This window comes from Halochromatium roseum (genome assembly GCF_016653315.1).
GTDB classification, from domain to species: domain Bacteria; phylum Pseudomonadota; class Gammaproteobacteria; order Chromatiales; family Chromatiaceae; genus Lamprobacter; species Lamprobacter roseus.
The window spans coordinates 95,222-116,604 of the sequence record NZ_NHSH01000048.1 but is presented as its reverse complement, the minus strand read 5'-3'; the positions used below and the strand labels follow the sequence as shown (position 1 = coordinate 116,604).

Sequence of the window (21,383 nt, the reverse complement as noted above, 5' to 3'; positions counted from 1 at the left end):
CATTGGTAGGGCAGTTCAACAGCCAAGCGCAGCAGGGTCGCCGCTGATGACCAGGATTGACTTCTACGTGCTCAAGGACGGCAGCCGCGGCGACCGCTTCGGGCTCTGCTGCCGTCTGGTCGAGCGTATCTATAAGGGCGCTCTAGATGGAGCTAAACCACCACGCGTGCTCATCTACTGCCCCGAAGCCAAGCAGGCACGCCATCTCGACCGCCTCCTCTGGAGCTTCCGCGAAGACAGCTTCTTACCACATGGGCTGGTCGGCGAGACTGACCCAGCGCTGACCCCGATCCTGATCAGCACCAACGATCAGCCTAAGACCGAAGACCAGGTGCTGATCAACCTCAGCCCGAGCCCCGAGGCACCACCCTTCTTCAGCCGCTTCGAGCGCCTCTGCGAGCCGCTCGATCATGAGCCCGAGATCCGCCAAGCGGGTCGCAAGCGCTATCTCTATTATCGTGACTGCGGTTATCCGCTGGAACATCACAACGTCAACTGAGCCAAGCCGCCTGAGCGTCATCGCTGCAAGCCGCGCAAGCCCTCAACGTCAGGCGCGCGGGTGGTACTCAACTTGTTGGGCATCGAGGCCAGCGCGCAATGCGGTCATCGCCGCGTCGAGGTCGCCACGGCCGCGAAAACCGAGCAGAATGTAGCGGTCGGCCTCGGTCTCACCGAGGTGCGGCAGGCTGAACAGCTTCAGCGCCGGAAATTGCGACCCCAGTGCCTCCATCAACGGGATCAAGCGACTCTCAGGCGCGCCCCGGACCTCTACGGCGACCTCATGCAGTGGCTCGGCGCGACCGTAATACTGATCCAGCACCCACTCCGCCATCGGCCAGGCCATCTGCGGGAAACCGGGCAGGAACCAATGCTGATTGAGTCCGAACCCCGGCACTTGGTTGACGGGATTGGGGATCAGTGAGGCACCCACCGGAAGTTCGGCCATCCGAATGCGTTGTGGATGGGCATCGGCACCAAAGCGCCCCTCGATCAGCTTCGCCGCCTCTGCATGCCGCTCCAGCGCGACCCCAGCGGCGGCCGCAACACAGGCGCGGGTATGATCATCCGGGGTTGCCCCAATCCCACCGCAGCAAAACACCGGGCTGTCCTCGGCCATTGAGGCACGGAGCTGCCGCACCAAGAGCTTAGGCTCGTCAGGCAAGATCCAGCACCAGCCGAGCTGATGCCCCCGCGCTGTGATCATGCCCTTGAAGGCGGCAAGATGCCGATCTTGCCGATTGCCATTCAAGATCTCATCGCCGATAACGATGAGGCCAAAGGCCATCGGCTTGTCACTGCCGACGTGACGGTTGTTAGACTGGTCGGATTCCAGCCCGGGATTGCGAGACATCATCAGCAGCAAAATCTCCTCTGCACTGCACTGCAATCAGGCCCTAAGTAACGCTGCAACCGTTACCTGCGCAAATAGGGGCGTTACAAGCGCAGCGGTTCAGCCAATCGAGCCAACCACCTGTTCTGGTTGTTTTGAACCGCTTCTAATCGTCATGGCGCGTCGCCCCCCCCGAACGTGAAGTACCTGTCTCCTGGACACTCTACTCCGAGCCATCAAGGCCGAATAGCCGGGCCGCGTTGCCGTAGGCCAAGCGAGCCGCAACCTCCAGTGGCAGCTGATCCAGCCAACTCCGGATGCGAGCCGTGACCTCCGAGAATCGGCGCCAACGCGGCGTCCAAAAAGTGTCGACGCCCACCAGCACCTGGTCTTGATGGGCGATGAAGAAGTTGCGCCACTGCGCCCAGAGCCGACCTTGGTCATCGACGAAACGCTCATCGCGGACCGAGGTATCGACGAACAGGCGCGGATACTGCGCCAACAGCGGCGCTAATACCTGAGGCCGCGGATCCGTACCCAGGTGTGCCCAGAGCACCGTCACCTCCGGTGCCTGGGCGAAAATCGCCTCGATCACCGCCGCATCGCCATGGACTTGGAGTATCAGATCCTGTTCTGCGGCGATCGCAACCAGCGCCGCAAGCACCGGACTCTGACGATCCTCAGCAAAGATGTGGATCTCACCAATACCGCGGTAGATGCCGCTGCGCAGGGCCTCAGCCACCCGTTTCGGCAGATCCGGGTCATGCATCCAGCCGGCCTTGTCGGCTGGTCCGCGGTAGACGCTCAAGAACGGCAGGATGCGATCTGGCGCCGCACGATACAACGCCTCCACAGCCCATTGCGGCTGCCCGGAGATCACGGCAGCCTGGATACGATTGCGATCGAAGAGCGCGATGACCTGCTCTGGCGACAGCTCAGCAGCATCAACACCACTGTAATGCAGATGGGCATCGACCAACGGCTGCGCTGCCGCCACAGGCCAGGCCAAAGGCCAGAGGTTTAACCCCACGGCCAACACGAGCGCGAATCCGACAGAGCGAACACCCATCAAGAGACCACCTGATCTCAACATCAGCATTTCCCCCGAGCCACGCCATCACATGCCATCACATGCCATCACACGCCATCACACGCCATCAACCAAAGCGCTTAACCTTGCGACAAAGCATCGTCTCCGCAACAAGCCATCCCCTTGAATGTTAAGCGAGCGCTGCATCGCCGAGATGGCGACACGCGCTTCTGTAGGCGACCAAAACAGTCACTTCACCCCCCGGATGGCGAAGCACCTGACCCATCAGACCAGCCATATCAATGGCGATCAGGCACTGGAACCGCATCCTGGAACTCGCTATCTTCGGCCCCTAATCTTAAAGGGCAAGCCCTGCCGCTTGGAGTGCCGTTGCGATGCGTCCCGCCCCATCGAACAGCCCGGTCGGAAGCCGCGCTTTTATCCCCTCTGTACCGGCGGCGGATGAGCTTCAGGCCGCCATCAGCGCCTTCGAGGCAGCGCCACAGCCGCTGATCCTGCACTGCGGTGTTCAACACTACAGTTGGGGTGATCCCGACTTCATCCCAGCGCTCATGGATCTTCACAACCCGCGCCGGCTGCCCTTCGCCGAACTCTGGATCGGCGCCCATCCTGACCTACTCTCGACGGTTCAACTCAACGGCTGGCGGTTATCACTCGCCGAGCTCATCCGCGCCGCTCCAACGACCATGCTTGGCGCCGAGTCGGCCGCCCGCTTCGACCACCAATTGCCGTTCCTACTCAAGATCATTGCAGCGCGCGAGCCCCTGTCGATCCAGGCCCATCCCACGCGCGAGCAGGCCATCGCCGGCTATCAGCGAGAAGACGCCATCGGACTTCAGCTGACCGATCCGCGCCGCAGCTACCGTGATCGCAACCATAAACCGGAGCTGCTGGTTGCGCTGACCGACTTCTATGCACTGCGCGGCTTCCGACCGCTTGCAGAGGTGAGCGCGGAGCTGGCCGCCACCCCCGAACTCGCCAGCTTGAAAACAGGGTTCGAGCCGAGCGTCAGCGGGCTGTTTCAGCTGTACCAATGGCTCATGAAGCTTGAGCAGCCGCAGATTGACGCCCTGCTCTCGCCGCTGATCAGGCGCCTGCAACGCGAGCGGGCTGGCATCGCGTTCGACCCCACGGATCGCCACGCGTGGCTGCTCGAGGCCGATCGGCTGTTTTCCATCAACGGCCACCGCGACCGTGGTCTATTTTCCTTGCTGTTGCTGAACCTCATCGCATTGCATCCCGGCGCAGCCCTTTTCCTACCCGCCGGCGAATTGCATGCCTACCTGCGCGGCGCCGCGATCGAGCTGATGGCCAATTCAAACAACGTACTGCGCGGAGGGCTGACGCAGAAGCACATTGACGTGCCGGCCTTGCTAAACACGCTCAGCGTCAATCCGGCACCCGGCGCGGTGCACCAAATGCAGCCGCCGGCTGGACCTGCACAGCCAGAGACCTATCCCACCCCAGCGGCCGAATTCCTGCTCGAACGGCACAGACTCAGCGCCGGCGAGCACCGCCAGATCGGTCATTGCACTGGGACCAGCATCATCAAAGACGGCGACGCGGTCGATGGCGCCAGGCTGCGTCTCGGACTGGTGATGGATGGACAACTGAGCTTGCACAGTCCAGGACAGACGCCGCTCAGGCTAAAGCCTGGCTCAGCCTTCGTGATTCCGGCCGCCTGCTCCGTCGAGCTGCACAGCGAGCAACACGCAGTGCTGTTCACGGCGCGGGCGCCTTAATCAGGTCGAACCTTTCCGGCACTCGCACTAACGCGCATGGCCCCGGCGCCAGCCCGGCACATGAATCGCGCGAGAGAATCGCGCGAGATTCTGGTTAAAACAGCTCATCCAGCATCCGTGGTGCCGTGCGCTTTGGAACCGTCTTGCGCGGCCTGCTCGCCACCGGCGCCGCGTATTTTACCGGGTCTGGCCCCAAGGTCATGAGTTGATATTCATCCCGAATGAACTCGATCCGGCTGCCACTCTTTGATCGCGTCTTTTCGCCGCTGCGCAGACTGATGCGAACCGGCACCATGCCTTCCGGCTGCTTGATCGTCGCGACCGGAATATCCGCGAGGGCCTGTTCCATAAAGTCCATCCAGATACCAAGCGCCGCCGTTCCGCCCCACTCACCTCGGCCCAAGGGCTTATTGTCGTCACGTCCAACCCAGACCACGCTCACCAGCCTTGGCTGATAACCGGCAAACCAGGAATCCCTCGACTCATTGGTGGTCCCGGTCTTGCCGGCAATATCATCACGTTGCAAGCGTTTCGCGCGCGTCGCAGTACCGCTCTGAATCACATCCTTGAGCATCGAGTCCATGTTGAAGGCGATCCGTGGATCGATCGCCCGCGGCGCCTGCGGGTCATCGGAGGCACCGATCGGCAACACTGTTGCCTCCTCCTCATCGGTCTCGATCCAGCAGTCCATACATGCGCGCGGTGGCCGCTCGTCGAACAGCAGATTCCCCTGCGCATCCTCAATACGGTCGATCAGGTAGGGCAACACCCGATAGCCGCCATTGGCAAAGGCGGCGAAGCCGCGCGCCAGTTCGATCGGCGCCGCCGAGCCCGAGCCCAGCGCCATCGACAGATCCGGTGGCATGCTGTCGAGCGCAAAGCCGAAATTCTGGATGTATTCGCGCGCGTAATCGACGCTCATGCGATTGACGAGATCCACGATCGCGAGGTTACGCGACTTCGACAGCGCCACGCGGATACGGATCGGACCCATGAACTTGCCATCGGCATTCTTCGGCCGCCAGATGCCGTTGGCGGATGGCATCTCGAAGCGCTCATCCTTGACCAGGCTGGCCGGTGTGTAGCCCTTGCCGAGGGCGGCTGCAAAGACGAATGGCTTAAAGGTCGAGCCCGGCTGCCGCTTCGCATCCACGGCGCGGTTGAATTTGCTCCATTCGAAGGCGTAGCCGCCGGAGAGGGCACGAATAGCGCCATCCTCGGGCGCGAGCGCAACCAACGCCCCGCTGACCTTAGGGACCTGAGCCAAGACCCACTCGCCAGCCTTGGCCTCCCGCAGCCGAATCACATCACCAACCGCAACCGCATCAGTCACCCGACGCGGCGCCTCACCACGCCAATTCTCGGTCTTGAAGCGCCGCGCCCATTTGACCTGTGCCAGCCCCAGAGTGCGCACCTCGCCATCGCCCAAATAGACCTCGGCGCTCGAGCCAGTGGCACTGATCACGACCCCGACCGGCAAGCCAGGCACGCGAGGACGCGCTGCAAGGATCGCATCTAGGGCGTCGACGTCTTTGGCGGCGATATCCTCCACCGTGGCCTCGGGGCCGTGGTAGCCATGACGCTGATTGTAGGCCATGAGTCCTTTGCGCAGCGCGGCATCCGCCTCGAGCTGAAGCGTCTCATCGACCGTGGTGTAGACCCTCAGGCCAAGCCGATAGGCGTCTTCCTCGCCATAGCGCTGGACGATCTCCTGACGCGCCATTTCGGCCAGGTAATCAGCGTGGAGCTCGATGGTTGGGACATAACGCCGAGCGCTCAGAGGCGCGGTGCTCGCGAGCAAGAAATCCGTATCGTCGATATAGCCAAAGCCACGCATGCGCTCGAGGATAAAGTTTCGCCGCTCGAGCGCGCGCTCGGGATTGGAGAGCGGATTGTTCGCCGAGGGTGCCTTTGGCAGCCCGGCAAGCATGGCCATCTCGGCCACAGTCAGCTCATCGAGCGTCTTCTGATAATAGAACTCGGCCGCGGCGGCCACGCCATAGGAGCGATGGCCGAAAAAGATCTTGTTCAGGTAGAGGCTGAGGATTTCTTCCTTGCTGAGCCGGGCCTCAAGCCGCCAAGCCAGCAAGATCTCAGTCAACTTGCGCTTGATCGTCTTATCGGGACTGAGGAAAAAGTTTCGCGCCACCTGCATCGTGATGGTGCTTCCGCCTTGAGTTGCCTCACCGCTCTTGGCAACGCTGACTGCGGCGCGCGCCAGACCGATCATATCGATTCCGGAATGCTCGAAATAGCGGCTATCCTCAACCGAAACGAAGGCATTGATCAGCAGGGGTGGAATCTCCTCAAACGCCACTGCGCGCCGACGTTGGACGCCGAATTCAGCCATTAACGCGCCATGAGCGGTAAAGATGCGCAACGGCTCCTCAAACTCGACCTCGGCCAGCGCGTCAACCTGTGGCAGATCAGCCTCGATCGCGCTCAGCACCACAGCCGCGCCAAAGGTACCAATCAGCGCCAAGTCGAACGGAATCGCCAGGCCCGCTGCTACCAGCCGAGCCAGCCAGCCCAGGACGCCCGCAAACGGCCGGCTTGAACGCGAAGCCGATCGTCGCGCTGAACCCGGCGGCTGCTCTGCTTGACTGGAAGCCTTGCCCGAGGCCTGACCAGGACTCTCCGAGTCCCGCTGATCTTGCGCGCGCGTATCATTCTCCAACCGGCTCAACCTCCTAAAAGTAGGCCAATCGACTCGCGGAGGTTGGGTAGCCAACGACAGCGATCGCGGTCTAAGTGGTATGGGCTAAGTGATATGGCCTTAAGTGATATGGCCTTAAGTGATGGGCGCAGAAAGTCTACACGAAGCCTCAGTCGGCAATTAAGGCTATCGACAGCCCCAGCAAGAGCATTGATCTACAATTGCAAGTCAGCAACTTAACGGGTCAGCAACTTGGCGGGTCAGCAGCCAGTACAGGAGCAACATCTTGCCGGAGCAGGGGCACAACATCAGTACTCGTGAACGCCTGCTGCAGGCGGCCCTTGAGGTCTTTGCCGAGCATGGTTATCGCGCCGCCACCATTCGCGAGATCTGCCGCCGCGCAGACGCGAACGTGGCCGCCGTGCATTACCATTTCGGTGACAAGAGCAAATTGTACGAGGCCATCTATGGCCATCTGTTCGAGACCCTGCACGAGCGGCGTACCGCCTTCTTGCCACCCGATGCCAGCCCCGAAGTGCGCTTGCGCGTGCACATTCGAACCCTATTCGAGGAGATCTTCTGCTGCGAAGGCAACAGCGAACGCCAGCTGCAGCTCAGCCGACTCTACCTCAACGAGATGGTGCGCCCAACCGAGGCACTCGACCGCATCGTCATCGAACACTTCGAGCCGGACGCCCACATGCTCTACGAGATCGTCGCCGCGCTCCTTGAAACTGCGCCCACCGATCCACTCACCATTGATTGTGCCGCGAGCGTGATCGGGCAGATCCTGTACTACCACCATGCGATGCCGATCCTCACGCGGCTGCATCCAGACCGACCCGCAGTCGCCGAGCGGCTCAACGCAATCATCGAACAGGTGTGGCTATTCTCCCTTGGCGGCATCGAGCGTGCCAAGCAGTCACGCGACATCCTCAGCCAACCGTTGGACGACGCTGCCGACCAAGGCTGCTAACCTGAATCTCAGGCGATGCTTGTCCCAAGGGTTCCAGGGGTTCAAAGGGTGGCGTTGAAGCGGAAAACATTACAAATTCTCCATGTTGGCTTGCAAAGTGCTTAAAGCCACGCTACTTTACATAACGCAGGCGGCCGACACGGCGTTTGCAAACAACCGGTGGTTCCGACTGGAACGCCAAACCAACCCATATTGCTCATTCGGAGGATATGCAGATGACAACCATCGACTTCTCACCTTTGTTCCGCTCCATGATCGGCTTCGACCGGATGGCGCCCTCGCTCGAGAATGCTTACCGCACCGAGGCTGGTGGCTATCCGCCCTACAATGTCGAGGTTGAGGACGAGAACAAGTACCGCATCACCATGGCAGTCGCCGGCTTCGCCGAGAGCGATCTTGGACTAGAGACCAAAGAGAACCTACTCACGGTCACCGGCTCGCGCCAGCAGGACGACGCAGAGGATGCCCGGCGCTACCTCTATCGAGGCATTGCGACCCGTAGCTTCGAGCGTCGCTTCCAGCTCGCCGACTATGTGAAGGTGGTCGACGCCAGGCTCGAGAACGGGCTTTTGCACATCGACCTGGTGCGTGAGGTGCCCGAGGCCATGAAGCCGCGCAAGATCGAGATCCGCGGCGACAATGGACGCTATATCGAAGGCACCAGCAGCCAACAAGAGGTGCGTGCTGCCGCCTGAGCGCGCGGTAACCGCCCTGACCTGTCACGGCTGCCCCCTGTGGTCAGCCCTCAGGGTCAACTCAAGTGGTGACTGAGACCAAGGCCGGGCCCTAGCCCGGCCTTTTTCATTCGCACAGCTTCCAGCAAGACCCTCTCGATTTCGGCCCTGCCCGAGTCTCTTGAACACTTGCCTGAGTGACTGTCCACTATCGACTTCCCGATCATCGCCCAACAGTGGCCCTCAAATCGAGGAAGAAGTTGATGGACAGTTTCTTAGAAGACGGCAAATAGACACACGGCGGTGAAGAACATCACCGTCAGCGCCGCTGAGCCATGAAGCAGGCTATCAGGTCGTTCAAGAACGCGAGACCGCGCGCGGTTGGATGAATCGCACTAGGGCCTCCGGCCTCGACCCAAGACACCAGTCCAAGCGCTTGCGCGGCGCGCAAGCCCGTTTTGAGATGGCTGGCACTCAACCCAGTGCTGTGCTCGAAGTCCGCAGCGGTGAAGCCATCGACCAGCCGAAAGGCATTCAACGCAAACTCCTCGAGCAGATCCTGCTCCGAAAGGATTCGCACCGAGCGCGTCGGAGCTTTGGCTCCCAGATCGAGATTCTGGCTGGTCGGCTCATTGGCGCTCGAATCGTCCCTCGAATCGTCGCTTAAATAGGCATTCTGACAGGCCTTGAGATAGGCATCCGGCTGACGCTGCTTTGTCCGACGCTCGACTGCCCTAAAGCACGCGGCGCTCCACTTTCCATGCGCCCCAGCGCCAATCCCAAGATAATCGCCGAAGCGCCAATAGTTGAGATTGTGGCGACAGCGATAGCCTGGCTGCGCAAAGGCTGATATCTCATAACGCTCGAACCCCGCCGCCGCCAGCAGCTCGAACCCCTGCTGCTGGATCGCATCCGCCAGATCCGGATCAGGCAGGGTTGGCGGCTGTTGATAGAACGCCGTGTTCGGCTCTAGGGTCAACTCGTAATAAGAGAGGTGGGTGGGCTCGAGCGCGATTAACTGCTCCAGATCATCGCGCGCAGCGGCCAAGTCTTGGCCTGGCAGTGCGAACATCAGGTCCAGGTTAATGTTGGTGATCCTGGCCGCGCGCGCCGCTGCAACTGCGCGCAGCGCGGCATCCGGCGTATGGATGCGCCCGAGCCGCTCAAGCGCATCGGCCGCAAGCGACTGCACCCCGATCGACAGCCGGTTAACACCCGCCTCGGCATAACCGGCAAAGTGCGCCTCATCGACCGTGCCCGGGTTCGCCTCCAGCGTGATCTCGGCATCAGGAGCGAGCACGAACCGCTCCCTCACGCCATCCAGCAGCCGGCGAATCGCCGTCCCCGAGAACAGACTCGGCGTGCCGCCACCAATGAAGATCGAGTTGAGCGGCCTTGTTGGTCCAGCCGCGAGCCGTCGGCATTCAGCATCAAGGTCGCTCAACAAGGCATCGATATAAGCGGCCTCAGGCATCTCGCCCTGAACTGCATGCGAATTGAAGTCGCAATAAGGGCATTTGCGCACACACCAGGGCATATGCACATAGAGTGCCAGTGGCGGTGGCGCATCAAACGCACGTCCTGAGTCCCGGCTCATCAGACAGACTGCTGGGTCAACCTCGTCGCACTAGAGCGTTACCCTGTCAGCTGATCGCGCGCCTCTAGGTAGGCCAGCTCCGAAACCGCGCTCCACTCTTTCGCACTGCTGAGAAATTTCTGATAAGACGCATAGGTCTTACGCGAGAACGCATCCTTCTCGGCAATCTCGGCGACCACCTCATTCGAGAGTTTGCGCAGCTCCAATAGCACATCGTCCGGGAGCTTGCGCAGCTCGACACCGTGCTCGCTCAGCAGCGTCTGCAGCGCCGTTGGATTGCGTGCCGTGTATTCAGCTAGCACATCCTGATTGGCAACCTTACAGGCATTCAGCACGATGGCCTGCAGATCATCCGGCAAATCATCGAAGACCTCCTTGTTGATAAACGCCTCCAGTGTCGTGCCCGGCTCCTGCCAACCTGGGTAGTAATAATACTTGGCCGCCTTATGGAGGCCGAAGGCCAGGTCGTTATAGGGGCCAACCCATTCGGTCGCGTCGATGTTACCGGACTGTAGCGAGGTGAAGATCTCGCCGCCAGGTAGACTGACCGGCGTGCCGCCAGCGCGCCTCAGTACCTCGCCGCCCAGCCCAGGGATGCGCATCTTCAGGCCTTTGAGATCATCCACCGAGTTGATCTCCTTATTGAACCAACCGCCCATCTGCACGCCCGTGTTGGCCGCCGCGGCTGGCACCAGGTTAAAGCCGGCATAGAGCTCTTGCCACAGCTCCATACCACCGCCGTAGTAGAGCCAACCGTTCATCTCCTGTGCCGTCAGCCCGAAGGGTACGCTGGCAAAGAACTGTGCCGCCTCGCTCTTGCCCTTCCAATAGTAGGCCGCGCCATGCCCCATCTCAGCGGTACCACGCGAGACCGCATCGAAGATCTCAAACGCCGGCACCAGCTCGCCGGCACCATAGACCTTGACCTCGATGCGGCCACCGCTCATCTGACCAATCAGCTCCGCGAGCTTGTTGGCGCCGGTGCCCATGCCGGGGAAATTCTTCGGCCAGGTAGTGACCATCTTCCATCTGTGCTCGGCCTTGGCCGTGGCAGGTCTCACGCCAGCGCCCAAGGCGACCGTGGCGGCACCCGCACTCGTCAGGAAGGTTCTGCGTTGCATTCTGAACTCCTCAATAAGCGGCCATTTCGTGAGTCCGCTGTTCACTCACCATGATCTGAGTAAGCCTCATTCATCATCGCCGAGTCTCGCGGCAGCCAATCGCCTATCCAACACGAGCCGCTCCGCTCTGTAGCAGGCGATAGCACCGAGCAGATTCGATCAATAATACGTTTAATAGAGCGCATACACAGCCCCCTGCAAAATCAGTCTGCCGACTCAAGCCGTGCGTACTCAAGCACCAGCCACTTTGCACCCGCCGACTCGAAATTGACCTGGATACGGGCGCCGCTGCCGTGACCTTCGGCGTTCAAGACCACGCCAGGGCCAAACTTCGGATGCCGCACGCGCTGTCCGAGCTGAAATCCGCCACTGGCATCGGCAGCGGCAGCACCAACTTTAGACCCGGCCCCAGCACGCGCAGCCCTGAAGCCCATCGCGCCAAAGCCCGATGCAGCTCGCCCCCCCTGCGATCGCGAGACGCCACCGCCGCGCACCTCCTCGATCAGCTCCGCCGGCACCTCGCGCAGAAAGCGCGACGGCGCCGCGTAATCCTCGCGCCCATGCAAGCGGCGACTCTCAGCATGGGTCAGATAGAGCAGCCGCTTGGCGCGCGTCATACCGACATAGCAGAGCCGGCGCTCTTCCTCGAGTCGATCCGGATCAGTCGCCGACATGCTGTGGGGGAACAGCCCCTCCTCGACTCCGGTGATAAACACCAATGGAAACTCCAGTCCCTTGGCACTGTGCAACGTCATCAGCTGTACGCTATCTTCGAAGCCATCGGCCTGGGCATCGCCGGCCTCGAGCGCCGCATGGGCGAGGAAGCTGCCAAGGATATCGCCCTCGTCGTTCGGGACTTCGGCAGCAAAACGCCGCGTTGCCTCGACCAACTGCTCCAGGTTCTCCAACCGCTCGATCCCGCGACCGTCTTTGTTCTTCTCGAAATGCGCCGGCAACCCACTGGCCTCCAACACCTCGGCCACCAGGTCCGGCAACTCTTGATCGGCCTCAGCGCGCGCCGCAAGCCCTTCGATCAGCTCGAGAAAGCCGCGTAGCGCGCCGGTCGCTCGCGCGGGCAGCAGCGGCTGGCTCACCGCAACCCGTGCAGCCTCCCAGAGCGTGCTGCCATCGGCCCGTGCCTGGGTGCGCAGCAGATCCAGGGTGCGCGGGCCGATCGCGCGTGGCGGTAGGTTGACGATGCGCTCAAACGCCGTCTCATCGCTCGAGTTCGCAACCAGGCGCAGATAGGCCAAGGCGTCCTTGATCTCGGCGCGCTCGAAGAAGCGCTGACCGCCATAGACGCGATACGGAAGCCCGGCTTGGATCAGCGCCTCTTCGAACAGCCGCGACTGTGCCGTGGTGCGATAGAGGATGGCGCAGTCGCTGCGCGTCATCCCTTCATCTTGACTCGCACGGCGGATGCGCTCGACCACGAACCGCGCCTCATCGATCTCATTGAAGGCGGCATAGCGGCGGATCGGCTCACCGGCGCTGTCCTCGGTCCAGAGGTTCTTACCCAGTCGGCTCGGGTTGTTCGCGATCAGCGCATTGGCGGCGCCGAGGATAGTGCTGGTGGAGCGGTAGTTCTGCTCCAGGCGGACGATCTCGGTGTTCGGATAGTCGCGCTGGAAGCTCTGGATATTCTCGACCCGCGCCCCGCGCCAGCCGTAGATCGACTGATCATCATCGCCGACCAGGAACAGATTGTCCCGATCGCCGGCGAGCAACCGCAGCCAGGCATACTGGATGGCATTGGTGTCTTGAAACTCATCGACCAGGATGTGCGCGAAGCGCTCACGATAATGATGCAGGATGTCGGGTCGGTCGCGCAGCAGCTCATGCGCACGCAGCAGCAGCTCGGCAAAGTCTAGGCTGCCGGCCTTCTCGCAGGCCTCCTGGTAGGCCCGATAGATCCGCAGCTGCTGCTCGAGGAAGAAATCACCGACCGCATCGATATGCTGCGGTCGCCGGCCCTCATCCTTCTGGCTATTGATGAAACCCTGCGCCTGACGCGGCGGCCAACGCGACTCATCCAGCTCCAGCGCTTTCAAGATACGCTTGATCAGCCGGAACTGGTCGTCGGAATCCAGGATCTGGAACTGCTGCGGCAGCCCGGCATCCTGCCAATGCGCGCGCAGAAACCGGTGCGCCAACCCGTGGAAGGTACCGACCCACATGCCGCCGATCGGCTCACCGAGCATCTCCTCAATGCGGCCCTTCATCTCGCGCGCGGCCTTATTAGTGAAGGTGACGGCCAGGATGCGCCAGGGCCGCACGTCTTGAACCTGCAGCAGCCAAGCAATGCGATGCACCAGCACCCGGGTCTTACCCGAGCCAGCACCGGCCAGCACCAGGCGATTGCCGGTCTCAGCAGTCACAGCCTCACGTTGGGCCGGGTTCAGGGGATCGAGAATATGCGAGATGTCTTCCATCGCACGATTGTAACCGCAGCCCCCATGGTTTTCGCAGCCAATCGCCGTTCCGCTACTCAATCCGTGAGCGAGCCGCTTGGCTCAGCGGCCACATCCACCCCTGACAGCATCCGAACCAGCGTAGTATCCTGCCGGCACAACAACACCCACTCACCACCGCTGCCGGAACCTGCCTGTGACCGAGCTCAAGAACGATACCTTCCTGCGCGCGCTGATGCGCGAGCCCGTCGACTACACCCCCGTTTGGATGATGCGCCAGGCCGGCCGCTATCTGCCCGAATACCGCGAGACACGCGCCAAGGCCGGCAGCTTCATGGATCTGTGCCGAGCACCAGAGCTGGCCTGCGAGGTCACCATCCAGCCACTCGAGCGTTTCCCCCTCGATGCCGCGATCCTCTTCTCGGACATTCTCACGATCCCAGACGCCATGGGCTTAGGCCTCTCGTTCGCCGAGGGAGAAGGCCCACAGTTCGCCCGCCCGGTTCGCACCGCTGCCGACATCGAGGCCATCGCCGTCCCCGACCCTGAAGACGAGCTACGCTACGTGATGGACGCGGTGGCGCTGATCCGCAAGGAACTCGACGGCCGGGTGCCGCTGATCGGCTTCTCCGGCGCACCCTGGACCCTGGCCACCTACATGATCGAAGGCGCCAGCGCGAAGAACTTCGCCCACAGCAAGGCGCTGATGTTCGATCAACCCAACCTGATGCACAAGCTGCTCGGCAAGGTCGCCGAATCGGTCACCAGCTATCTGAACGCCCAGATCGCCCGTGGTGCTCAAGCGGTGATGGTCTTCGACACCTGGGGCGGCGTACTCACGCCATCAGACTTCCGCGAATTCTCACTGCGCTACATGGAGCGCATCGTCGAAGGGCTGACCCGCGAGGCCGATGGCCGCCGCGTGCCGGTGGTGCTGTTCGCCAAGGGTGCCGGCCAATGGCTCGACCGCATGGCCGAGACCGGCTGCGATGCGCTCGGCGTCGACTGGACCATGGATCTGGCCGATGCGCGCAAGTTGGTGCGCGACAAGGTCGCCCTGCAGGGCAACCTCGATCCCTGCACCCTCTACGCCTCACCGGAGCGCATCGAGCGCGAGGTCGGTCGCGTGCTCGCCAGCTACGGGCGCGGCACCGGGCATGTCTTCAACCTCGGTCACGGCATCCATCCGGACATCAATCCTGAGCATGCGGCGGCGATGGTCAAGGCGGTGCACGAGCAGAGCCGGCCGTATCACGCTTAGATCCTCTGAGACGCGTCGTGCCCGCCCGCTGACAGCGGCTGCCGTGAAGCCGCTTCAACGAGCGGCTTCGGCCACCGAGCCGCCGCTGCTAACGCCCTCGCAGTTCCACGGACTCGCGCCCGGCGACACCGCGTTGGCGAACACGCAACCTAAGGCGTTGACCAGCGCGGAAAGCCCGTTACTCCACCGTCACCGATTTCGCCAGATTCCGCGGCTGATCGACGTCGGTGCCCTTGAGCACGGCGACATGGTAGGCCAGTAGCTGCAGCGGGATGGTGAAGATCAGCGGATCAATCAGGTCGTCGGTCTCGGGCACCCGGATAATGGTGACACCGGGGCCTTGCTCGAACGCGACCTGGTCATCGGCAAAGACAAAGAGCTGGCCGCCACGGGCGCGGACCTCTTCGAGGTTGGATTTCAGCTTCTCGAGCAGGGCGTTGTTCGGCGCAACCACGACGACAGGCATGTCCTCGTCGATCAGCGCCAGTGGGCCATGCTTGAGCTCACCGGCCGGATAGGCCTCGGCATGGATGTAGGAGATCTCCTTGAGCTTGAGCGCCCCTTCCATGGCGATGGGATAGGCTTCGCCGCGACCAAGAAACAAGCAATGGTGCTTCTCGACGAATTGTTCAGCGAGGGCAGCCACCTGGTCATCCAGCGCGAGCACGCGTTCCAACTGCGCGGGTAGCGAGCGTAACAGCTCGGTCTGTTGGGCAGTACGCGCCTGTTCATCAGGCCGCATGGCGTCATCCCCTGGTGAGGGCTGATCGGCCTGATCATCTTGTGCAGCCGGATGCAGACGCGCCAGTGTCAGGGTCAACAGCAGCAGTGCCACCAGCTGGGTGCTGAACGCCTTGGTTGAGGCGACGCCGATCTCGGGTCCAGCGCGGGTCAACAGCACCAGATCAGACTCGCGTACCAGGCTGCTTTCCGGCACGTTGCAAATCGCCAGCGTGGTCGCGTAACCACTCTGCTTGGCGATGCGCAGCGCGGCCAGGGTATCGGCGGTCTCTCCCGATTGTGAGATCGTCACGAACAGCGAGCCCGGCGGCACCACGTGTTTGCGATACCGGTACTCGCTGGCAACCTCGACATTGCAGGGCAGACCGACGAGCGATTCGATCCAGTAGCGCGCCACCAGTCCGGCGTGGTAGCTGGTTCCGCAGGCAACGATGGTGACTGCCCGAGCCTCAGTAAAGATCTGTTCGGCGTCGACCCCGAAGGCTTCCGGCAGTACGCCTTCACTACTGAGTCGGCCCTCAAGGGTGTCGGCAATGGCCCGCGGCTGTTCGAAGATCTCCTTCTGCATGAAATGCCGATACTGACCGCGCTCGGCCGAGTCCGCCGCCACCGACGACTCACGCAGCGGCCGCTCGACCTGCTCGCCCTGGGCGTTCCAGATACTGAGGCGGTCGCGGCGCAGCTCAGCAATATCGCCTTCTTCGAGAAAGATGAAGCGGTTGGTGACCGGGAGCAGCGCAAAAACATCGGAGGCGATGAAGTATTCTTGGAAGCCGACGCCGATCACGAGCGGACTGCCTTGGCGGGCGGCCACGAGCCGATCGGGGTAGTGGGTATCGATGACCCCGAGGGCGTAGGCCCCATCTAGACGCGCGATGGTCTCTCGGACTGCCTCGGTCAGATCCTGGCCGGCCTCGAGCTGGTCGTAGATCGCATGAACCACCACTTCGGTGTCGGTCTGCGAGGTAAAACGATGTCCGGCCGCGGTTTGTTCGCGGCGCAATACCTCATGGTTCTCGATGATGCCGTTGTGCACCAGGGCGCAGCGCTCACGCGCCATGTGCGGATGTGCATTCTGCGTCGAGGGCTCGCCGTGCGTCGCCCAGCGCGTGTGGGCGATGCCGAGGGTTCCGGCAAGTGGCTGCTCCTCTAGCGCGGCACTGAGCGTCGAGACCTTACCTAGGGTGCGCAGGCGACCAATCGGTCCATCCGGTTGGATAACGGCAAGCCCTGCCGAGTCATAGCCCCGATACTCGAGGCGCCGCAGACCTTCGAGTAGGATCGGCGAGACCGGGCGATGCGCAATGGCGCCAACGATGCCACACATAGAGAAGCTCCTCTAGCCGTTCACCTTGACCGCCGGCCCCGAAGCGCTCCAGGCCGCGGATCTGTTCAGCCGATGCTGCTCGCTATGACCGAGGAAAGCGGCTGTGAGACTGGATGAAAAGGGTTCGCACCTAACTCGACGACTTCAGCGGACGCTGCCATCCCTCTATCGTCACCTGTCGAGCGCGGGTGAGGGTCAGCGTTTCCGCCGGGGCGTCGCGGCTGATCACCGAGCCAGCGCCAATGGTTGCGCCCGTGCCAACCGTCACTGGGGCCACCAGTGCCGTGTTCGAGCCAATGAAGGCGCCATCACCAATCTGAGTGAGATGCTTGTTGGCGCCATCATAATTGCAGGTGATGGTGCCGGCGCCGACGTTGACCCCTGCGCCAATCTCAGCATCACCAATGTAGCTCAGGTGATTGACCTTGCTTCCGGCGGCAATATGAGACTTTTTGACCTCGACGAAGTTACCGATATGGCAATCTTCGCCAATCTCAGCCTCCGGCCGCAAGCGGGTATAGGGACCAATGCGGGCGCCAGCAGCCACTGTGGCACCGTCAATCACCGAATTGGCAAAGACCTCAACGCCGGAACCGAGGGTACAGTCCCGCAACAAGCAGTTCGGCCCGATGCGGCAGTGTGCGCCAATGCGGACCCGCCCTTCGCAAACGAGATTGACGTCGAGAAAGACATCTTGGTCGCAAATCAGCGAGCCGCGCACGTCAATGCGTGCTGGATCTGCCAAAGAGGCACCGTCAAGCATCAGCTTTTCGGCGAATCGGCGTTGGTAGTGGCGCTCGAGCAACGCAAGCTGAGCACGGTCGTTGACACCAGCGACCTCCTCCGGACTCTCCGGCGCACAGGTCGCAACAGCGACGCCATCGCCAACCGCCAGACCGATGACGTCGGTGAGGTAGTATTCGCGCTGCACGTTATCGTTACCGACCCGGCCGAGCCAATCAGCCAGGCTGGCACGCTCAGCGACGATGATGCCAGTGTTCACCTCGGTGATGGCGCGCTCAGCGGTGCTGGCATCCTTCTGCTCGACGATCCGCAACACGCGATTGCTCTTATCACGCACGATCCGGCCATAGCCGGTCGGATCAGTCAGCTCCATGGTCAGCAAGCCAAGGCGGGTTTCAGCCGTGTCATCGACGAGCCGATTCAGGGTCTCGGGCTCGATCAGCGGCACATCGCCATAGAGCACCAACACCCGATCCATCGCCGCCATCGCCGGCATCGCCTGGAGGACCGCATGACCGGTGCCCAAGCGTTCGGCTTGTTCAACCCAAACCGCCTGCGACTGCGGGAACGCGGCCGGCACTTGCGCGCCGCCGTGGCCATAAACGACACAGACCTGCGCCGCACCCAAGGCCACCGCCGCATCGAGCACATGACCCAATAACGGGCGCCCGGCGAGTGGATGGAGGACCTTCGGCAGGGTGGATCGCATCCGCGTCCCCTTACCGGCGGCAAGAATGACAACACCGAGCTTCATCGACGCTTCCCCTTCAAACAGTCTGCGGCCTAACAGTGATAGCGCGCGGCGCGAGCACTGATGATAACCCAACTGCATCGCACCACGCGCTCACCGCCTCGAGCCCCATAAAGCAAAACACCCCCGCTTTAGAGGCGGGGGTGTTGATCGCAGATCAAACTCGGCGTGATCGCCGTTGCGATCAGCCTCTCATCTTGCGCAGCTTCTCGATCGCGCGCAGCTGAGCGATGGCCTCGGCGAGCTCAGCCTGTGCCTTCGCGTATTCAAACTCCGCGGTCTGGCCGGCCAGGGCATCCTCGGCGCGGCGCTTGGCCTCGAGGGCCTTGGCCTCATCGATATTCTCGGCACGGATCGCGGTGTCCGCGAGCACGGTGATGATGTCGGGCTGGACCTCGAGCATGCCGCCGGAGACGTAAAAGTGCTCTTGCTTGCCGTGCTCGTCCTCGACCCGCACATCACCGGGCTTGAGCCGAGTGATCAGCGGCGCATGACGCGCCGCGATACCCAGCTCGCCCATCTCACCCGGTGCGTAGAGCATCGCCGCGAGGCCGGAGTGGATCGCGCCCTCCGCGCTGACGATATCGACATGTACAGTCATTGCCATGATTCAGGCCCTCCGCGATCGCTGCGCGATCACATCTTCTCCGCTTTGGCGACGGCCTCGTCGATCGAGCCAACCATGTAGAACGCTTGCTCGGGCAGGCTGTCGTGCTCACCGGCGACGATGGCCTGGAAGCCAGCAATGGTGTCCTTGAGGCTGACGTACTTGCCGGGCGAGCCGGTAAAGACCTCAGCGACGAAGAACGGCTGCGACAGGAAGCGTTGGATCTTCCGCGCGCGGGAGACGATCAGTTTGTCGTCCTCAGACAGCTCGTCCATGCCCAGAATTGCAATGATGTCCTTGAGCTCCTTGTAGCGCTGCAGCGTGCCCTGCACCGCCCGTGCGGTGTCATAGTGCTCCTGGCCGACGACGTTCGGATCGAGGATACGACTGGTCGAGTCCAGCGGATCGACGGCCGGGTAGATGCCCAGCTCAGCGATCTGACGCGAGAGCACCAGGGTCGCGTCCAAATGCGCGAAGGTGGTGGCTGGCGAGGGGTCGGTGAGGTCGTCCGCGGGCACGTAAACGGCCTGGAACGAGGTGATCGAGCCGGTATGCGTCGAGGTGATGCGCTCTTGCAGGGCGCCCATCTCAGAGGCCAGGGTCGGCTGGTAGCCCACGGCCGACGGCATGCGGCCCAGCAATGCAGAGACCTCGGTGCCGGCCAGGGTGTAACGGTAGATGTTATCGATGAACATCAGCACGTCACGGCCTTCCTCACGGAAGTACTCGGCCATGGTGAGGCCGGTCAGCGCCACACGCAGACGGTTGCCCGGAGGCTCGTTCATCTGACCGTAGACCAGGGCAACCTTGTCCAAGACGTTGGACTCGGTCATCTCATGGTAGAAGTCGTTACCCTCACGGGTCCGCTCGCCGACACCAGCGAAGACGGAGAAGCCGGAGTGCTCGGCACCGATGTTGCGGATCAGCTCCATCAGGGTGACGGTCTTGCCAACACCGGCGCCACCGAACAGACCAACCTTACCGCCCTTGGCGATCGGCATGATCAGGTCGATGACCTTGATACCGGTCTCAAGGATTTCGGTGGCACCGGCCTGCTCTTCGAATGAAGGCGAATCGCGATGGATCGGCCAAGACTCCTCGGCGCCGATGTCACCCTTTTCGTCGATCGGTTGACCGAGCACGTCCATGATGCGACCAAGCGTCTTCGGGCCAACCGGCACCGAGATCGGCGCACCGGTGTTGCTCGCATCGATGCCGCGCTTGAGGCCGTCGGTCGAGCCCATCGCGATCGTGCGCACGATTCCGTCGCCAAGCTGGGCCTGGACCTCAAGGGTCAGCCCGGTCGAGTCGACCTGCAGCGCATCGTAGACCTTAGGCATCGCGTCGCGCGGGAACTGGACGTCGACGACGGCGCCGATGATTTCCACCACCTTACCGGAACTCATAGCGGATTCCTCTGTTCTGCCTTGCGGCTGTTCGCAAGGGCGTGTTTAGCTTGAAGTCGGTTGCCGTCGCGATCAGAAGCGCTTGCCCTGACAACTCGCGAGCAAGATCAGTCGTTAGCCAACGGCGGCCGCGCCGCTGACGATCTCTGACAGCTCTTGCGTGATCGCCGCTTGGCGCGCTTTGTTATAGACCAGCTGGAGCTCGTCAATCAGATCGCCAGCATTATCGGAGGCCGCCTTCATCGCTACACGACGCGCGGCCTGCTCGCAGGCACCGTTTTCGACCACGGCCTGATAGACCAGGGACTCGATATAGCGGGTCAGCAGATTGTCGAGAACCAGCTTCGCGTCTGGCTCGTAGATATAGTCCCAGATCGGCCCCGACGGGCGCTCTTCATCGCCAGCCTGCAAGGGCACCAACTGCCGAATCGTCGGCTGCTGGGTCATGGTATTGACGAATTCGTTGTAGACGACGTAAACCGCATCGACCTCGCCGTTCTCGAAGGCATTCAGCATGACCTTGACGGTGCCGATCAGGTCTTCGATGTGCGGCTTGTCGCCGAGCTGTGTGACCTGCGCCTCGACCTTGCCACCAAAGCGGCGGAAGAAGCCCAGGGCCTTACCGCCGATGGTGCAAAACACCGGCTCGATGCCTTGCGTCTTCTGCTCTTTGATGTTGGCCACCAGGCGCCGGAACAGGTTGCTGTTCAAGCCGCCGCAGAGGCCCCGATCCGAGGAGACGACGATGTAGCCGACGCGCTTGATCTCGCGCTGCTCGGCCATGAAGCTGTGTCGATACTCTGGTGATGCCTTCGCCAGATGGCGAATCACCTGTAGCATCTTCTCTGCATAGGGACGCGAAGCATGCATACGCTCTTGCGCCTTACGCATCTTTGAGGTCGCGACCATCTCCATCGCACCCGTGATCTTCTGGGTACTCTTGATGCTCGAAATCTTGGTGCGGATCTCTTTGGCGCCTGCCATTGCG

The 21,383-nt window shown here is 62.0% G+C and carries 16 protein-coding genes; 5 read left to right on the top strand and 11 right to left on the bottom strand.

The genetic code is table 11. The annotated features are described in order from the left end of the window. The first annotated feature begins 46 nt into the window (after nucleotides 1-46). Nucleotides 47-499 carry a DNA polymerase III subunit chi gene (locus CCR96_RS07970; RefSeq protein WP_201219596.1) on the top strand — a complete coding sequence of 151 codons (453 nt, stop codon included), beginning with the start codon at nucleotides 47-49 and terminating at the stop codon, nucleotides 497-499. A gap of 48 nt (nucleotides 500-547) precedes the next feature. Here CCR96_RS07970 and CCR96_RS07965 read toward each other — a convergent pair whose 3' ends face one another. Then, on the bottom strand, nucleotides 548-1,285 hold the full coding sequence (locus CCR96_RS07965) for a competence/damage-inducible protein A (RefSeq protein WP_201219660.1): 738 nt from the start codon (nucleotides 1,283-1,285) through the stop codon (nucleotides 548-550). A 268-nt stretch (nucleotides 1,286-1,553) separates the two neighbouring features. After that, entirely contained in the window at nucleotides 1,554-2,399 is an 846-nt protein-coding gene (locus CCR96_RS07960; protein WP_201219594.1) for an amidohydrolase family protein, read from the bottom strand. Nucleotides 2,400-2,755: 356 nt separating this feature from the next. On the opposite strand from CCR96_RS07960, the gene manA reads away from it, so the two are divergent. Beyond that, nucleotides 2,756-4,123, top strand: a complete 1,368-nt coding sequence (manA, locus tag CCR96_RS07955; protein WP_201219592.1) for a mannose-6-phosphate isomerase, class I — start codon at nucleotides 2,756-2,758, stop codon at nucleotides 4,121-4,123. 94 nt (nucleotides 4,124-4,217) lie between these two features. Here manA and CCR96_RS07950 read toward each other — a convergent pair whose 3' ends face one another. Then, nucleotides 4,218-6,605 (bottom strand): penicillin-binding protein 1A, encoded by a 2,388-nt coding sequence (locus tag CCR96_RS07950; RefSeq protein ID WP_242518725.1) that lies wholly within the window; start codon nucleotides 6,603-6,605, stop codon nucleotides 4,218-4,220. Between the two features lie 460 nt (nucleotides 6,606-7,065). Between CCR96_RS07950 and CCR96_RS07945 the strand changes: the two genes are divergently transcribed. Both CCR96_RS07945 and CCR96_RS07940 read left to right on the top strand, forming a co-directional pair. After that, complete coding sequence (locus tag CCR96_RS07945) at nucleotides 7,066-7,755, top strand: TetR/AcrR family transcriptional regulator (protein WP_201219590.1); 690 nt, start codon at nucleotides 7,066-7,068, stop codon at nucleotides 7,753-7,755. Nucleotides 7,756-7,970: 215 nt separating this feature from the next. Beyond that, complete coding sequence (locus CCR96_RS07940) at nucleotides 7,971-8,450, top strand: Hsp20 family protein (protein WP_201219588.1); 480 nt, start codon at nucleotides 7,971-7,973, stop codon at nucleotides 8,448-8,450. 298 nt (nucleotides 8,451-8,748) lie between these two features. Here the strand turns inward: CCR96_RS07940 and hemW are convergent, their stop codons facing one another. The 3 genes from hemW to uvrD all read right to left on the bottom strand — a co-directional run bounded on the left by hemW (nucleotide 8,749) and on the right by uvrD (nucleotide 13,579). Beyond that, complete coding sequence (gene hemW / locus CCR96_RS07935; protein ID WP_201219586.1) at nucleotides 8,749-10,026, bottom strand: radical SAM family heme chaperone HemW; 1,278 nt, start codon at nucleotides 10,024-10,026, stop codon at nucleotides 8,749-8,751. A 38-nt stretch (nucleotides 10,027-10,064) separates the two neighbouring features. After that, nucleotides 10,065-11,147 (bottom strand): TRAP transporter substrate-binding protein, encoded by a 1,083-nt coding sequence (locus CCR96_RS07930; RefSeq protein ID WP_201219578.1) that lies wholly within the window; start codon nucleotides 11,145-11,147, stop codon nucleotides 10,065-10,067. Nucleotides 11,148-11,350: 203 nt separating this feature from the next. Continuing rightward, a complete protein-coding gene (uvrD, locus tag CCR96_RS07925; protein WP_201219576.1) occupies nucleotides 11,351-13,579 on the bottom strand; it encodes a DNA helicase II in 2,229 nt (742 codons plus the stop codon). 175 nt (nucleotides 13,580-13,754) lie between these two features. Between uvrD and hemE the strand changes: the two genes are divergently transcribed. Further along, on the top strand, nucleotides 13,755-14,819 hold the full coding sequence (gene hemE / locus CCR96_RS07920; protein WP_201219574.1) for a uroporphyrinogen decarboxylase: 1,065 nt from the start codon (nucleotides 13,755-13,757) through the stop codon (nucleotides 14,817-14,819). A 178-nt stretch (nucleotides 14,820-14,997) separates the two neighbouring features. Here hemE and glmS read toward each other — a convergent pair whose 3' ends face one another. From glmS to atpG, 5 genes are all read right to left on the bottom strand, one after another. Further along, nucleotides 14,998-16,887, bottom strand: coding sequence for a glutamine--fructose-6-phosphate transaminase (isomerizing) (glmS, locus tag CCR96_RS07915; protein WP_201219572.1), 1,890 nt, complete (start codon nucleotides 16,885-16,887; stop codon nucleotides 14,998-15,000). Nucleotides 16,888-17,017: 130 nt separating this feature from the next. Continuing rightward, complete coding sequence (gene glmU, locus CCR96_RS07910) at nucleotides 17,018-18,385, bottom strand: bifunctional UDP-N-acetylglucosamine diphosphorylase/glucosamine-1-phosphate N-acetyltransferase GlmU (RefSeq protein WP_201219570.1); 1,368 nt, start codon at nucleotides 18,383-18,385, stop codon at nucleotides 17,018-17,020. A 181-nt stretch (nucleotides 18,386-18,566) separates the two neighbouring features. Continuing rightward, nucleotides 18,567-18,989: a F0F1 ATP synthase subunit epsilon gene (locus CCR96_RS07905; protein WP_201219568.1), complete on the bottom strand. Its 423-nt coding sequence runs from the start codon at nucleotides 18,987-18,989 to the stop codon at nucleotides 18,567-18,569. 29 nt (nucleotides 18,990-19,018) lie between these two features. Then, nucleotides 19,019-20,395, bottom strand: coding sequence for a F0F1 ATP synthase subunit beta (gene atpD, locus CCR96_RS07900; RefSeq protein ID WP_201219566.1), 1,377 nt, complete (start codon nucleotides 20,393-20,395; stop codon nucleotides 19,019-19,021). 114 nt (nucleotides 20,396-20,509) lie between these two features. Beyond that, the gene (atpG, locus tag CCR96_RS07895; protein ID WP_201219564.1) at nucleotides 20,510-21,379 is read right to left on the bottom strand and encodes a F0F1 ATP synthase subunit gamma; all 870 of its coding nucleotides are present in this window, start codon (nucleotides 21,377-21,379) and stop codon (nucleotides 20,510-20,512) included. Nucleotides 21,380-21,383: the final 4 nt, after the last annotated feature.